Source organism: Undibacterium sp. Ji22W, assembly GCF_049340305.1.
Taxonomy (GTDB): domain Bacteria; phylum Pseudomonadota; class Gammaproteobacteria; order Burkholderiales; family Burkholderiaceae_D; genus Undibacterium.
On record NZ_JBMPOU010000002.1, the window covers coordinates 949,343 to 964,371 of the forward strand.

A 15,029-nucleotide genomic window follows, 5' to 3' on the forward strand; every position below is an offset into this window, starting at 1 on the left:
GATCAGTTCCCCATCGCCAAGGTCGTTTTAGTCAGTGCAGTTTTGCTCGCGGCAGTCGCTGCCATTTCTACAACCTGACCTTCTTTAAAGCTGGAACTAGGATTGCGCATAATCACATCACCCGCCACCACGCCACGACGCACTTCATAATTGCCGGTGCGTACATCACGACTGCCGAGTGCCAATTCCACTTTGTTCAACTTCTTGCCTTGAATTTTCCAGGCAAAAGACTTATCTCCAGATTTGACGATGGCTGCCTCAGGCAACATCAATGCAGAAACTGTCTCGGCTTCGATATTTCCTTCTGCATATAGGCCAGAAACGCGTGGCTGTTTGCTATCTGAAAAGGCCACCAACACTTCCACTTGACGTGTTACATCATTCGCCGCCGGATCAAGACGCGTCACCTTGCCGCGGAACTCTTGATTGGCGTAACCATTGATACGGAAACTAACGTTTTGTCCAATCTTCACCATACCGATTTTGTCAGCAGAAACACGACCGACAAAGCGCATGCTATTTGGGTCGATCACTTTCACTAATTCTTTACCGGCTAAAGCGGTATCACCAGCGGACACTTTGCGTTCACTGACCACACCATCAAAGGGAGCACGTACGACCGTGCGCTGCAATTGTTGTTGTGCCTGAACGGCACGCGCTTTGGAAGCCGAAACTTCACTCTGTGCTGTATTGCGACGCACTTCCGCATCATCTAAAGCCTGCATTGAAGTCATACCAGAAGCACGTAAAGTTTTTAAACGCTGCAAATTACGATCCGCTTGATCTAAGGCGAGTGAAGCATTACGTGCAGCGTCATTCGCTGAATTCAGATTGTCACGGATCGAGGTTTCATCCAAACGTACGATCACGTCGCCACGTTTGACCGCTTCACCATTTTCTTTCAGCACTTGCAGCACGACGGTTGATACCTCGGCGCGCAAATCTGCTTTACGCTCAGGCTGAATAGAGCCGGTCACCACAGGACCAGAAGCCAAGGCATTACTTTGCAAATTCAACACATCTTCATTCGCAATGATTAATTTCTCTGGACCGCTTTTTGCATCCGCTTTCGCTACACTAGCAGAGGCACTCGCGCTGGCCGCTTTGGCGTCTTGCGACGTATTATTGCAAGCTGTCATTGTGCCAAGGGCAGAAGTGATCGCAACAAAGAGTAAAGTTTTACGTAACATAATGGGTACCTGCTAATGTAATGGGAGGATTCGCGATAGTGAGTATTCCCGACCACCCTCTGTGCTTCAAGGTGCAAAGTTGTGAGTTGCGAAAAAGTGGGGATGAAACGCAGAAAAGCCGGATTGAATTGAATTCGCTGTATGAACGGAATCGTAGGGATTTAGAAAAGATGCTGACTATTTTTTAACTTTTTTCTTGGTCCGTACTAACGCTCGTCCCAAGATGCGATGTCGATATGGTCGCGCCATCCTCTGATATGATGCGAGGACGTTTTAATTACTAATCAACCGCCTTCACACCCGATAGCATGACTATGACAGCCAGTAAGTTAACTTTCCGCATTGCCGATAAAAACGATGCGCCCGCCATCACCGATTTAGTCAACAGCGCCTATCGCGGCGACTCTAGCCGCGCTGGCTGGACGACTGAAGCCGATCTGCTAACTGGCGTTAGAGTCAATCCTGAAGACGTGAGCGAACTCATAGAAACCGAAGATTCGCTCATCTTGCTATGCCAGCGCGATGGCATCATCATCGGTTCTGTCAATTTGTTGAAAACCGAGGATGCTGCTTACTTAGGCATGTTCGCCGTCAACCCAGAATTGCAAGGCGGCGGAATCGGCAAACAATTTATGCTAGCCGCAGAAGAGTTGGTGAAACAACGTTGGCAGGCCAAGAAAATGTGGATGACCGTGATCACCTCACGCCACGAATTGATCGCTTATTACGAACGCCGCGGCTATCAACGCACTGGCTGCATCAAGCCATTTCCTTCAGAAGTTCCGGATGAATGCCGTTTAGTCAAAGATATCGAAATGGAAGAATTAGAAAAAATTCTATAATTCCACACATTCCAATCATGCATGATGATCACTATTTGCCTAGTTAATCATCATGGAATTCTGACGAACAAGCACTTATAACATTTATAACATTTATAAAGCCAGAACTTGCCGTGTTTTCCCCGCTTGTTCTGCGCTTACCGACTAAGCCCCATCCCCTAGACTATCAAGCTCAACTTATGTGGAGCATTGATGTCCATTCCCAGCATTTCGTCCTTGAGCAGCGTTGCTGCCTTACGGGCTTACCAACAAGTCAAACAACACGGCGAACCGCCACCGGACAAATCCGAGGCACTAGCCTTGCTCGAACGTGAACAGCTCAATGCTGGCACTAGTGCGAACAATGGCACGACTACATCAACAACGGGCGCAACGCTCACGACAGAAGAGCAACGACAGGTGCAGTTGGAATTGGAGCGGAGTTGGGGTTTGATGAGTGCGATTTTGGGGACGCAATTTGATGAGTATGCTTGAGGTTTGCGTTTGCGTTTGCGTTTGCGGAAGCAAGTGTTCAAATCACATAAATCGCTTAAATTTTTTCGACTAAACAAGACTTTTAAGCTACAGAATTAATTTTCACGGAAGCTCATCGCGTACAGGTCGGGTGTGGCCCGACAGCCAATTACCTTTTTTGCTTCGCCAAAAAAGGTAATCCAAAAAAGGCGAACGTAGACTCGCCCCTGCGGGGTGCTTACGCTACGCTTCAGCATAATTTGTGCGTCACAAAAAATGGGAAAGTGTTGAAACTCGCCTGCGGCTCAAACAGCAACACTTTCTTATCCATTTTCTGTGACGCACAAATTACATCGTCTCAAACGGGGGTAGGTCAAAGTCAAAAACAACTGCAACATCAACACAATCAATATCAACTGCCATTCATTTCTCGAATAGCTGATGCAGGTCGTTGCCTTTGACTTTGACTTTGACTTTGACCTTGCTTTTGCTTTTGCTTTTGCTTTTGACTTTAAACCACTTCTGACACTGCCAATTGTGTAAGACAGAAAATGGATAAAGAAAGTGTCGTTGTCTGAGCGTAGCGAGTTTCGACACTTTCCCATTTTCTGTCTTGCACAATTGGGAAGCCGAAGGCCAGTGGCAGCGTGGTCGCCTTTTTTGGGTTACCTTTTTTGGCGAAGCAAAAAAGGTAACTGGCTGTCGGGCCACCCCCGACCTGTGAACGTAGAGTCTATGTGGAAGCCAATGCCAAAAGCAAAAATTCAGCGACTCGTTCGCAAGAGCTCGAGTAAGCGATATACGTGATCTATGCTGTGAGCGGTGGGTTACGCTAACGCTAACCCACCCTACGAAAATATTACGACTTACGGACTTACGACTTTCGGTCTAAGTGAGCTTAATCCCCATCGATATTATAGTTATTGGCGAAATGCACGTTTTCAGCGTCATCGTCAACACTGGAATGCCTAGAAATGGAACCTTCATGCTTATTCCTAGCCAAGTAAAGAACCAAACTAGCTCCGACAAAAGGCACAAAAATAATTATTCCAATTAATAATGGGATTTGCTCTTTCATATAAGCGTCTTTAGAAAACAAAGATCGAATAGCGAACGCATTGAGACCTATCAATATCAGGCTCAATACAACTAAAAAACCGATCACAAAGTTCATCTCTAAAGCTCACTAAGAATCATCACAAATTCGGCGCCAACCACCGCTCAACTTCCTCTTTCGGAACCCCACGCCGAGCAGCCATATCAATAACCTGATCCTCAGCAATCTTACCAACACTAAAATACTTAGACTCAGGATGCGCAAAATAGAAACCAGACACCGCAGCACCAGGAATCATTGCCCATGATTCCGTGATGTACATCTCAATTTCTTCACACTGCATTTGCTTAAACATCGCCGTTTTCACCGTATGCTCAGGGCAAGCCGGATAACCAGGTGCAGGACGTATGCCTGAATAACTCTCTTGAATCAGATCAGCATTACTCAAAGTCTCGTCAGACGCATAACCCCACAAATCTTTACGCACACGTTCGTGCAAGTATTCAGCAAACGCCTCTGCCAAACGATCAGCGAGTGATTTCAACATAATACTGCTGTAATCATCATGCGCGTCTTCGAAGCGCTTCTCGTGCTTTTCTATGCCTAAGCCTGCAGTGACGGCGAACATGCCTATGTAGTCGGTGATGCCGCTGTCTTTTGGTGCGATGAAATCACTTAAACATTGGTTAGGACGCTGCACGCCGTCGATGATGGCTTTTTCGGTTTGCTGGCGCGTGCCGTAGTAGGTGAAAGCGACTTCTTTGCGCGATTCGTCGGTGTAGATTTCGATGTCGTCATCATTCACCGTATTCGCCGGCAATAAAGAGATCACGCCATTGGCGGTGAGCCAGCGGCCTTCGATGATTTTCTTGAGCATCGCCTGGCCTTCGGCAAAGACTTTGCTGGCGGCTTCGCCGACGACTTCATCTTTGAGAATCGCTGGGAATGGACCTGCCAAATCCCAAGTTTGGAAGAATGGACCCCAATCGATGTAATTCGCAATTGTCGCTAAATCGACGTTTTTAAACACACGACGGCCTATGAATTTAGGACGCACCGGTGCTTTGTCGCCAGTGAAATCCACTTTCATCTTGTTAGCGCGGGCTTGCGCCAACGTCACCATTGGTAAAGCTTTTTTGTTGGCGTGCTGGGTGCGCACGCGTTCGTAATCCGTGCCGAGTTCGGCGATGTATTGGTCGCGTGTTTCTAGCGTCAATAAGGATTGCGCAACCGAGACGGAACGGGAAGCATCGGCGACATACACCACTGGCCCCTCGTAATTTGGCGCGATCTTGACGGCAGTATGTGCACGGCTAGTGGTCGCACCACCGATTAACAAAGGAATCTTCATCATGCGGAAATGCGGATCACGCTGCATTTCTTTGGCGACGTAAGCCATCTCTTCCAGTGAAGGTGTGATCAGTCCAGAGAGTCCAATGATATCGGCGTTTTCCGCTTTTGCTTTCGCCAAAATTTCTGAACATGGCACCATCACGCCCATGTTGACGACTTCAAAATTATTACATTGCAAAACGACCGTGACGATGTTTTTGCCGATATCGTGAACGTCGCCTTTAACAGTAGCGATCACGATTTTGCCTTTCGGTTTATTGTCGCCACTGCGTTTCTTTTCTTCCTCGATGAAAGGTACCAAATGCGCCACCGCTTGCTTCATCACGCGCGCCGATTTGACGACTTGCGGTAAGAACATTTTACCTTGTCCAAACAAATCGCCGACGATATTCATCCCTGCCATCAAAGGACCTTCGATCACGTGGATAGGGCGACCACCGCTGTTCAATACATTCAGACGTGCTTCTTCGGTGTCTTCCACGATCCAGTTAGTAATGCCATGCACCATCGCGTGTGATAAGCGTTTTTCTACAGGCTCATTACGCCATTCCAACGTCGCTTCTTCGCGCTTACCACCAGCTTTCAATGTGGCTGCAAATTCGATCATGCGCTCGGTCGCGTCTTCTCTGCGATTGAGAACAACGTCTTCCACACGTTCGCGCAATTCAGCATCGAGTTCGCTATACACGCCGACCATACCAGCATTGACGATACCCATGGTCATGCCGGCCTGAATCGCGTGATACAGGAATACGGTATGGATCGCTTCGCGTGCTGGGTCATTGCCACGGAAAGAAAAGCTGACGTTCGATACACCGCCGCTGATTTTGGCACCTGGTAGGTTTTGATGTATCCAACGTGTCGCTTCGATGAAATCGACCGCGTAGCTATTGTGTTCTTCAATACCGGTTGCGACCGCGAAAATATTCGGATCGAAAATAATATCGTAAGGATCGAAATCACAAGCGCTGATCAATAAATCATAAGCACGTTTGCAGATTTCTATTTTGCGTTCGTAGGTATCAGCCTGACCTTTTTCATCGAAGGCCATGACGATGACGGCTGCGCCGTAGCGCTTACAGAGTTTGGCGTGATGCAGGAATTGTGCTTCGCCTTCTTTCATCGAAATTGAATTGACGATGGCTTTGCCTTGCACACATTTTAAGCCCGCTTCAATCACTTCCCATTTGGAAGAGTCGATCATGATAGGCACGCGCGCGATATCGGGTTCTGAAGCGATCAGATTCAAGAAGCGCGTCATCGCAGCCTGCGAATCGAGCATTGCTTCATCCATATTGATATCGATGACTTGAGCGCCGTTTTCGACTTGCTGACGCGCGACGGCTAAGGCTTCGTCGTATTGCTCATTCAAAATCAGACGGGCGAACGCTTTTGAACCGGTGACGTTGGTACGCTCACCAACATTGACGAACAGCGATTGCGCATCGATGGTGAACGGCTCCAAGCCAGACAAGCGCATCGCTGGTTCTATCGTTGGCACTGCGCGTGGCGCTTGGGTATTGAGAATATCGGCAATTGCTTTGATGTGGGCTGGCGTGGTGCCACAGCAACCGCCAGCGATGTTGATAAAGCCAGCTTCGGCGAATTCTTTTAGCAGTGCGGAAGTATCGGCAGGCAATTCATCGAAACCCGTGTCGCTCATAGGATTGGGCAAACCGGCGTTCGGGTAGATGCAGACGAAGGTGTCAGCGATTTTCGACAGTTCCTCAGCATACGGACGCATCAAAGCCGCACCAAGTGCGCAATTCAAACCGATGGTCAAGGGCTTGGCGTGGCGCACAGAATTCCAGAACGCGGGCACGGTTTGGCCTGACAAAATACGACCTGAGGCATCGGTCACGGTGCCAGAAATCATGATGGGCAAAATCGTGCCAGTTTCTTCAAAATATTGATCAATCGCGAACAAGGCGGCTTTGCAGTTGAGTGTATCGAAAATGGTTTCGACTAATAAGACATCTGCACCGCCTTCGACTAAGCCACGGGTTTGTTCCAGATAAGCGGCGACTAATTGATCGAAGGTGACGTTACGTGCTGCGGGGTCGTTGACATCCGGTGAAATCGAGGCTGTCTTAGGTGTCGGGCCAAGCGCGCCAGCCACGTAGCGTGGCTTATCAGGTGTCGAATATTTATCGCAAGCGGCGCGGGCGATTTTGGCAGAAGCCACGTTCATCTCATACGCCAGATGCGCCATGTGATAATCATCTTGCGCTACCGTAGTCGCACCGAAAGTATTGGTTTCGATTAAATCCGCACCTGCGGCTAAATACTGTTCGTGAATCTCTTGAATCACGTGAGGCTGCGTCAATGACAGCAATTCGTTATTACCTTTGACGAAGAGTTCGCGCACGCCTGCCGGACCTGTGAAATCCTTAAAACGCTCACCGCGATAATCTGCTTCTGTCAGTTTATAGCGCTGTATCATCGTTCCCATCGCGCCATCCAGGATCAGGATGCGTTGTTGGAGTAAGTCGCGCAAACGCGCTTCGGTGGCGGAAGATTTCAGAACGGTGGACATAGTGGTGGATTTATTGATCGCTAAAAACAAAAACCCGATCAGGCTGACATAGCGGATCGGGTAATGAGTGTGCGATTTGGTAAGAAATTACTACCTTTAGCTGCACTTATTACGCGCCCGCAATCTGAGTCTCAAATCGGCGCAGGAAAACAAGCTGAAATTATACGTGATTTCAGTCCGACTGCCTAAACACGGGAATAGTGGGCAGTTTTTACTCCACGTAGGCAAAATTGTCGGTTCTTCTAAAATCGCACTATGAAAACCCGATTCTGCAGGCCTGTATCGAGTCAGCAAATCGACACGCTCCATATTTGTTAATAGAAAAAAGATATAAAAAAAAGGCGCATGCCATAACAGCAATGCGCCCGAAGGAGGGAACTGGATAGATAAACCGTTACTTAGAACGGCAATCTTAAATTTTTAATATTGCTTTTTAAGCTTCTTTTTTCCGCGTTGCGATCAAGCTAGCGGCAACTGAACTGACCAAAATGGTTCCGATCACCATCAGAGAAATATTGGTCGGTACATGCACCCACTTCACAATCAACATCTTGATACCAACAAACATCAATACAAAAGCCAGACCAAATTTCAATAAATGGAAACGATTTGCCATATCAGCCAGCAAGAAATACAGCGCTCGCAAACCCATGATCGCAAAAATATTCGAGGTGAAAACAATGAAAGGGTCCGTCGTCACCGCAAAAATCGCAGGAATAGAGTCGACCGCAAATACCACGTCGGAAATTTCAATCAAGATCAGGACTAACAACAATGGGGTAAAAACGCGTTTGCCGTTTTTCACGATACTAAAATTTTCAGCGTGGAAATCCTTAGTAAACGGTAGTAATTTTTTTGCGAATTTCAAAACCGGATTAGCTTCTAAATCAGGCTCTTTCTCTGCAGCGACCAACATACGCAATCCAGTAATCACCAAGAAAATGCCGAACAAATATAAAACCCAGGCAAACTGCGACACGACCCAACTACCGGCCAGAATCATAATAATGCGCATCACAATCGCACCCAGCACACCGTAGAGCAAGACTTTGCGTTGGTATTGCTCTGGTACGGCAAAGTGACCAAAAATCAGAAGAAACACAAAAACGTTATCCACAGACAGCGATTTTTCTATCACATAGCCTGTGAGAAACTCCATGGATTTAGTCATCGCAGCAGCTTCGCCGATGATGTCTTTAAGATACACATACATGCCGTAGTTAAACAGCAAGGCCAGCGAGACCCAGACCAGCGACCAGATCGCAGCTTCTTTGACGCCCACTTTATGCGACTTCGAACCACCTAGCGCAAAAATATCGAGCGCCAGCATGCTCAGGACGAAGGCGATAAACGCGGCCCACATCCAAGGTTGTGCGACTGTTTCTAACATGACTTTCTTTCTGTGTATTCTGTCTAAGAAAGTGAGACGCCGGAGCGTCTCACCAAAATCTCTGCTTTATTCTTTTTCGATAAAGCCAAGGATTTGCAATAAGCTCGTAAATAAATTAAAAATCGTGACGTACAAAGTGACCGTCGCCATGATGTAATTCGTTTCACCGCCGCGCAAGATATTGCTTGTTTCAAACAAAATCATGCCAGACATCAGCAATACGAAAGCGGCTGAAACCGCTAACGACAAGGCCGGAATTTCAAAGAAAATTGCACCTAAGCCAGCGACAAAAGCCACCAGCACACCAATCGCCAAGAAGCCGCCCATAAAGCTAAAATCGCGCTTGCTTACTAAGACATAAGCGGACAAACCCATAAAGATCACAGCGGTCAAACCCATCGCATTCATGACGATGCTACTGCCTCCTGGCATGCCCAGATAACGACTGATAATCGGACCCAAGGTCAAACCCATGAAACCAGTTAAGGCAAAAACGGAAGCGATACCCCAAGCACTATTGCGCAATTTAGTCGTCAAAAATAACAAGCCAAAATAACCGATCAAGGTGACCAGCAAGCCCATACTCGGCAAAGAGTAGGCAACGCTGACGCCCGCGGTCAACGCGGAAAATAATAAGGTCATGGACAACAACATATAGGTGTTGCGCAATACTTTATGTCCGCTGATGGCACTATGGTCGACATAATCCACGGTCTGTGCTGTGCTACGGTCTAAGATGCTCATGGCGCTCTCCTGAAAATTCGGATGTAAAACGATTCCCAATGTGGGTACGACAAGTGTAGGCGGGGCAAGTTATAAAGAAAAGTCGAATATAATTGACATACTCATCGATAAAACCGATGAATGGCTAGATTGAAGCAGATTGGAGAAATTCGTGGCGAGTATTAATTACAAGCATTTGCATTATTTTTGGGTGGTTGCCAAAACGGGCAGCATCGCCCGTGCCAGCGAACAATTACACGTCACACCACAAACCATTAGCGGACAACTGAGTTTGTTTGAAGAATTACAGGGAGAAGCCCTATTCAAGAAATCTGGAAGGAATCTTGAACTGACGGAAGCTGGGCGCTTGGTTCTCGGCTATGCTGAAGAAATTTTTCTATTGGGGCAGGAACTAGAACAGGTCTTGCAACATCATCCTACCGAACGGACGGTGCAACTCAGAGTGGGTGTCTCCGACGCGGTGGCGAAAGCAGTGGCCTACAAATTATTAGAACCCGCACTTAGCTTACCGCAAACACTCAAAATCAATTGTCGCGAGGGTAAACTCGATGACTTGTTGAGTGAACTGGCGCGCCATAAACTCGATATTGTGATCACCGATACACCAATGCCACCAACCATGAAAGTACGTGGCTTTAGCCATGTTTTAGGCGAATGTGGCTTAAGTTTTTTTGCAACGAAAACCTTGCGTGCGCAATATCCTCAGCCATTTCCCACTTGTCTGCATGGCGCTCCCGTATTGCTGCCAGGGGAAGATTCAGCGCTACGTTCTCGCTTAACACATTGGTTTGACACGCTAAGCATACGCCCCAGAACCGCTGGTGAGTTTGATGACAGCGCCCTGATGAGCGCGTTTGGTGAGGCGGGTGTTGGTTTCTTTGCGATGCCGAGTGCGATTACTGATATGGTGATGCGCCAATACGATTTGGAGCTGGTCGGCGCCACCGATGCAATCACAGAGCAGTTCTATGCAATTTCAGTGCAACGCAAAATCACGCATCCTGCAGTGTTAGCAATTAGTCAAGCAAGGCCTCTCAGCAGTATTAAGACGATGCAAGGTAATCGGCCACAAGTACGCAATAGTAAGCGGACAAAACACGAAGGTCAGTGAAGGCGATTACGCTCGTCTATCTTGCCAAAGTGGCTTTTGTGATAGCGGGTGAATTAAACCACGATTGCATTGCCTTCAAGGCTGCCAGATTGCCCGGAATCAAAGCATGACTGGCTTGAATCGGAATGCTTATTTCAGCACTCGGGGCTAAGACTTCTTCAACCGCTAACATCCCATCATGCGAAAATTTAAATCCCGCAAAAAATCCTAGTGGTCCCAACCATGGCCATACCCCGTAGATACAAGCGGTTGGTATCGCCGGCATAGGTATCCGATCCATCATCAGTGGATCTGCGGTTACTTGACCGCATTCCCCAGCGAGCCGTTTGAAAATTTGCCATGAACTCATACGTAGCGATAGGCGCACTGCACGTACTGGTGAGGCGAGTAAAACAAGTCGTGCAGGTTGTCGAAAATCTTCGTCTGATTCTTGCAAAATCTGCCGTATCAAGACACCACCAAACGAATAGCCAATTGCCAGATAGTCGCCACGTGCTGCTATTTCGTCTAAGAATCGTCGCAAGCGATCTTTTATTTCAGCCAAGGATTGCGTCGATGCTGAGTAATCAAAACACGCAACGGCATACCCCAATTTTGTAAAAAAACGAACCAGGCCGCCTCGCATGTAAGTTTTACCGCCCACCCCGTCAATAAAAACTATTTGCATGTTTTTCTCGATTCCACTTTCCACATGGTAATGCACTCAGGGATGGATCCATCGCAATCTCGCCTCTGAGTCAACCGGACTTAGGACCTATCTGAATTTTGACTTACTAAAACATAGTCCGAAAAAAAACCGTGTATGCTTTTTTGGGGCAATACACGGTTTTAACGTAGATTACTTCGGATACTTAATCGTCATTTCTTTCAACACATTCTCCGCATGATCGACTTCTTGCATGATCCACAGCATGTAACGAATATCGACGTGAATTGCCTTAGTAATCGCAGTATCGAAATACCAGTCTTTGGTGATCGACTCATACGTCGAATCAAAATTCAAGCCGACCAATTCACCCCGCTTATTCATTACTGCTGAGCCGGAATTGCCGCCTGTGGTGTCCGCACTAGATAAGAAATCGACAGGTACCGTGCCCAAGACTTTATCTTTGAAAACACCGTAGCGTTTTTCTTTGATTGCTTGTAGCAATGCTGCCGGCGCGATAAATGGATCTTTGCCTGTATGTTTCTCGACGATACCTTCGACGGTGGTGAATGGTCCTTTGGTCACACCGTCACGTGGTGAATAGGCACCGACACTACCAAAGGTGACCCGTAAAGTTGAATTCGCATCAGGGTAAACTGGCTTACCTTGTGACTTTTTCCAATTGATCACCGCTTGCATGTATTGCGGAATGATGAAGTCAAGATTACCGTCGACTTCTTTGCGACGGTTTTCTAAGGACATGCCGACATCATGCAATTTCACCGCTAGCTGGATAAAGGCATCGTCAGATTGCGTAAACACCGTCTTATCCTTATCCAACCAAGCCAAACGTTTTGCAGTATCGGTTAATTGGGTTTTGTCGTACAGGGCAGCAGCAGCTTCGGTTGATGGTAACAAGGCATCCAAACCAATGGGGTGTACGGCCAATTTGGCATAGCGTGCCAAACCTGCAGTCAAACGAGCACGATCGACCTTAGTCACAAACGATTGCTCCAGACGCGTGAGTCGACCTTTGATGAAGGCTAAATCACGCTCTTGATAACCGACTTCACGCTGCGCATTTGGCTTCTCTTTTTCTAAGGCAAGACGATACAAGCTACGTGCGCTGGAGAACAAATCGCTATTCGTTGCAACAGCATAGGCGAGTTCGTCTTGTGATAAAGCCATATCTTCGGCAATGACCGCATCCAGTTTTGCCAATAAAGATTTCGCTTCAGCGGGATTTTTAGTCGAGCTAATCAACCAATTTCTAAACTCCGCATCTTGCGCATCTTTAATCGCAGCGATGTCTTTACGCGCAAAGCCATCGATCAGTCCTTGGGTTTTCTTTAAACGATTATTGATACCTTTGACGACGCTTGCATAACGTACTTCATTATCGGCATTGCCTTTGGTCGCGGCTTCTATGGTCGCGATGTCAGCCAACATTTCAGCGGCACGCAAAGGATAATCGGTATCGCGTGCAAAGCGGATTTCGGATGGCAATTTGTAGCGGCTGGTACGCCCTGGATAACCAGCCAATAAAATCGGATCACCGTTTTTCAAACCTTCCGCCGAAACCACCAAAAAGTCTTTCGATTTGTAGGGCACATTGTCTGGCGATGGATCGGCTGGGCGACCATCTTTCCCCACATAAGCGCGCAAGAACGAAAAATCACCGGTGTGACGTGGCCATTCGAAATTATCAATGTCACCACCATAGTTACCGATCATATCGGCTGGTGCATACACCAAGCGCACATCGCGTATCATCATTTGACGAATGCGATAGTATTCTAGGCCACGATGAAAGCTAGGCACTGAGCAACGATATGCTTTGTCTTGCTCGCAATCGGCGATGATTTTTTTGATCCGGCTTTGTATCAATTCACGACGTTCGCGACCGGACATTTTCTCGGTCAAACCCATCGTTACGTCAGCGGTAACATTCTCAACTTTGTCGGTGATATACACGCGCACACTTGCACCAGCAGCCAACTCTTCGGCACGAGTCTTAGCCAAGAAACCATCGTTAATATAATTTTTCTGAGCGCTGGAATTACGTTGTATAGCATCGTAGGCACAATGATGATTGGTAACGATCAAGCCTTCTGGCGACACAAAAGAAGCCGAACAGCCACCCGTTGAGACGATTGCACTCATAGGATGCTTAGACAAATCAGCTAATTTTTCAGCGGGAATTGTAATGCCGACTTTTTTGAGTTCGGCTTTCAGTTGTGGCAACTGGTATGGCTGCCACTGACCTTCGTCAGCTTGCACCTGTGTGCTGATCGCGGTGCTGAGTCCGAGTATGGCAGCTGGTAAGACTAGTCTTTTGAACAATTTGGTCTCCTTTTTTGGACATACTTTGAGCATAAAAACGAAAGTATAGCGTTGTTCAATCGTGCAAGCCAAACCTTGGCTTGATATAGCACAGACTATCAGCACCCAACTGATTTATGATACTTAATGATAGCAATCAAATACAAATTCGCAGGTCGCCCAAAATTGTGCGGTCACTGCAAAGTACTGATATGCGAAATTCAGATATAAAATAATAAGCTATTCAAAATAACTACTTTTTACCTGAAATTATCTGTGTCAAATTGTTAAATACTCTCGGGACATCAATGCTGATCTTTATGATTTTGGGCTGAATGTGCTACATTAAGTTTTGCCTCTGAGGAATTGGTCTTATTCAGAACTATTTCTGATCCTGTTCAGTTCTCTCGCCAAAAGTCGGTGCGCCCAAAGTATCAAGAATTTTTATCACAGGTTTTCACATACACATTCACATGCGCTTAATCCGATACCGATTGTTGTCGACCGTTTTCTTGCTGCTGTGTTCACTGGCGTATGTCGCGTCGTCCAACGCCATGGCGAAAAGTGTGACACTAGTAGTACACCCTGCCGACGAAGATAATGGTGATACGCGCTTCAATGATGTTAAAGAAATCCTAAGAATGGCGCTGGAAAAAACAGTGTCCGAATTTGGACAATTTACTATGCGCCCATCAACGCAACACACAAACGGCTTACGTTATCTGAATAATCTGGCAAATGGCGGCGATTTGAATGTGGTCTGGAGTTCGACTACGATAGAAAAAGAGCGCAATTATTTACCCATTCGCATCCCTCTTCGCAAAGGAATTTTGGGCTACAGGATTGTTTTGATACGCAAAGAGATGCAGGCCTCCTTAAATAATGTGAAGACCCTAGAAGATTTGAAAAAATTTACGGTTGGTCAGGGTGTCGGTTGGGATGACTCTAAACTATATTCAACGAACGGGATTGAGGTTGTAGAAGCAAAATATAGTAGTTTGTTTCGCATGCTCAGCTATCACCGATTCGATTTATTTCCGCGCGGGATAGGAGAAATATTCACTGAATTTGAGAAAAATCATGCCACTAATCCTGACCTGGCGATCGAGGAAAAACTGCTGATCTACTATCCATGGCCTTACTACTTTTTCGTATCGAAAAATGATCCTCAGTTGCAAAAAAGAATCGAAACTGGGTTACGAAAAATGATCAAAGATGGCTCTTTCGATGCGATTTTTTGGAAATATAATGGCAAAGCGATCGAGTCAGTCAACTTTAAGAAACGTCGATTAATACAAATACAGAATCACCTGCTACCGAAAGAAACCCCGCTGCAAGATGAGAGTCTATGGTTTAAACCCAAAATGAATTGAACTCACCATGAA

General features: G+C 46.8%; 11 protein-coding genes. 4 read left to right on the forward strand and 7 right to left on the reverse strand.

Going from position 1 to position 15,029, the window contains the following annotated elements:
• Positions 1-2: 2 nt before the first annotated feature.
• The gene (locus ACO0KW_RS10830) at positions 3-1,190 is read right to left on the reverse strand and encodes an efflux RND transporter periplasmic adaptor subunit (RefSeq protein WP_423053087.1); all 1,188 of its coding nucleotides are present in this window, start codon (positions 1,188-1,190) and stop codon (positions 3-5) included.
• A 308-nt stretch (positions 1,191-1,498) separates the two neighbouring features.
• Between ACO0KW_RS10830 and ACO0KW_RS10835 the strand changes: the two genes are divergently transcribed.
• Together ACO0KW_RS10835 and ACO0KW_RS10840 are read left to right on the forward strand one after the other, a co-directional pair.
• Positions 1,499-2,032: a GNAT family N-acetyltransferase gene (locus ACO0KW_RS10835; RefSeq protein ID WP_423053088.1), complete on the forward strand. Its 534-nt coding sequence runs from the start codon at positions 1,499-1,501 to the stop codon at positions 2,030-2,032.
• 192 nt (positions 2,033-2,224) lie between these two features.
• Positions 2,225-2,506 (forward strand): hypothetical protein, encoded by a 282-nt coding sequence (locus ACO0KW_RS10840; protein WP_423053089.1) that lies wholly within the window; start codon positions 2,225-2,227, stop codon positions 2,504-2,506.
• A gap of 877 nt (positions 2,507-3,383) precedes the next feature.
• Here the strand turns inward: ACO0KW_RS10840 and ACO0KW_RS10845 are convergent.
• The 4 genes from ACO0KW_RS10845 to ACO0KW_RS10860 form a co-directional block, all read right to left on the reverse strand.
• Positions 3,384-3,659: a hypothetical protein gene (locus ACO0KW_RS10845; RefSeq protein ID WP_423053090.1), complete on the reverse strand. Its 276-nt coding sequence runs from the start codon at positions 3,657-3,659 to the stop codon at positions 3,384-3,386.
• A gap of 22 nt (positions 3,660-3,681) precedes the next feature.
• Positions 3,682-7,431, reverse strand: coding sequence for a methionine synthase (gene metH / locus ACO0KW_RS10850; protein WP_423053091.1), 3,750 nt, complete (start codon positions 7,429-7,431; stop codon positions 3,682-3,684).
• A 433-nt stretch (positions 7,432-7,864) separates the two neighbouring features.
• Positions 7,865-8,821 (reverse strand): TerC family protein, encoded by a 957-nt coding sequence (locus tag ACO0KW_RS10855; protein WP_423053092.1) that lies wholly within the window; start codon positions 8,819-8,821, stop codon positions 7,865-7,867.
• A gap of 66 nt (positions 8,822-8,887) precedes the next feature.
• Positions 8,888-9,565, reverse strand: coding sequence for a Bax inhibitor-1/YccA family protein (locus tag ACO0KW_RS10860; RefSeq protein WP_423053093.1), 678 nt, complete (start codon positions 9,563-9,565; stop codon positions 8,888-8,890).
• A 151-nt stretch (positions 9,566-9,716) separates the two neighbouring features.
• Here ACO0KW_RS10860 and nhaR point away from each other — a divergent pair, with 151 nt between their 5' ends.
• Positions 9,717-10,676, forward strand: a complete 960-nt coding sequence (nhaR, locus tag ACO0KW_RS10865; RefSeq protein ID WP_423053094.1) for a transcriptional activator NhaR — start codon at positions 9,717-9,719, stop codon at positions 10,674-10,676.
• Between the two features lie 16 nt (positions 10,677-10,692).
• Here nhaR and ACO0KW_RS10870 read toward each other — a convergent pair whose 3' ends face one another.
• Together ACO0KW_RS10870 and ACO0KW_RS10875 are read right to left on the reverse strand one after the other, a co-directional pair.
• Positions 10,693-11,343 carry an esterase/lipase family protein gene (locus tag ACO0KW_RS10870; RefSeq protein ID WP_423053095.1) on the reverse strand — a complete coding sequence of 217 codons (651 nt, stop codon included), beginning with the start codon at positions 11,341-11,343 and terminating at the stop codon, positions 10,693-10,695.
• Positions 11,344-11,514: 171 nt separating this feature from the next.
• Positions 11,515-13,665, reverse strand: a complete 2,151-nt coding sequence (locus ACO0KW_RS10875) for a S46 family peptidase (protein ID WP_423053096.1) — start codon at positions 13,663-13,665, stop codon at positions 11,515-11,517.
• A gap of 452 nt (positions 13,666-14,117) precedes the next feature.
• Between ACO0KW_RS10875 and ACO0KW_RS10880 the strand changes: the two genes are divergently transcribed.
• Positions 14,118-15,017, forward strand: coding sequence for a substrate-binding periplasmic protein (locus tag ACO0KW_RS10880; protein ID WP_423053097.1), 900 nt, complete (start codon positions 14,118-14,120; stop codon positions 15,015-15,017).
• Positions 15,018-15,029: the final 12 nt, after the last annotated feature.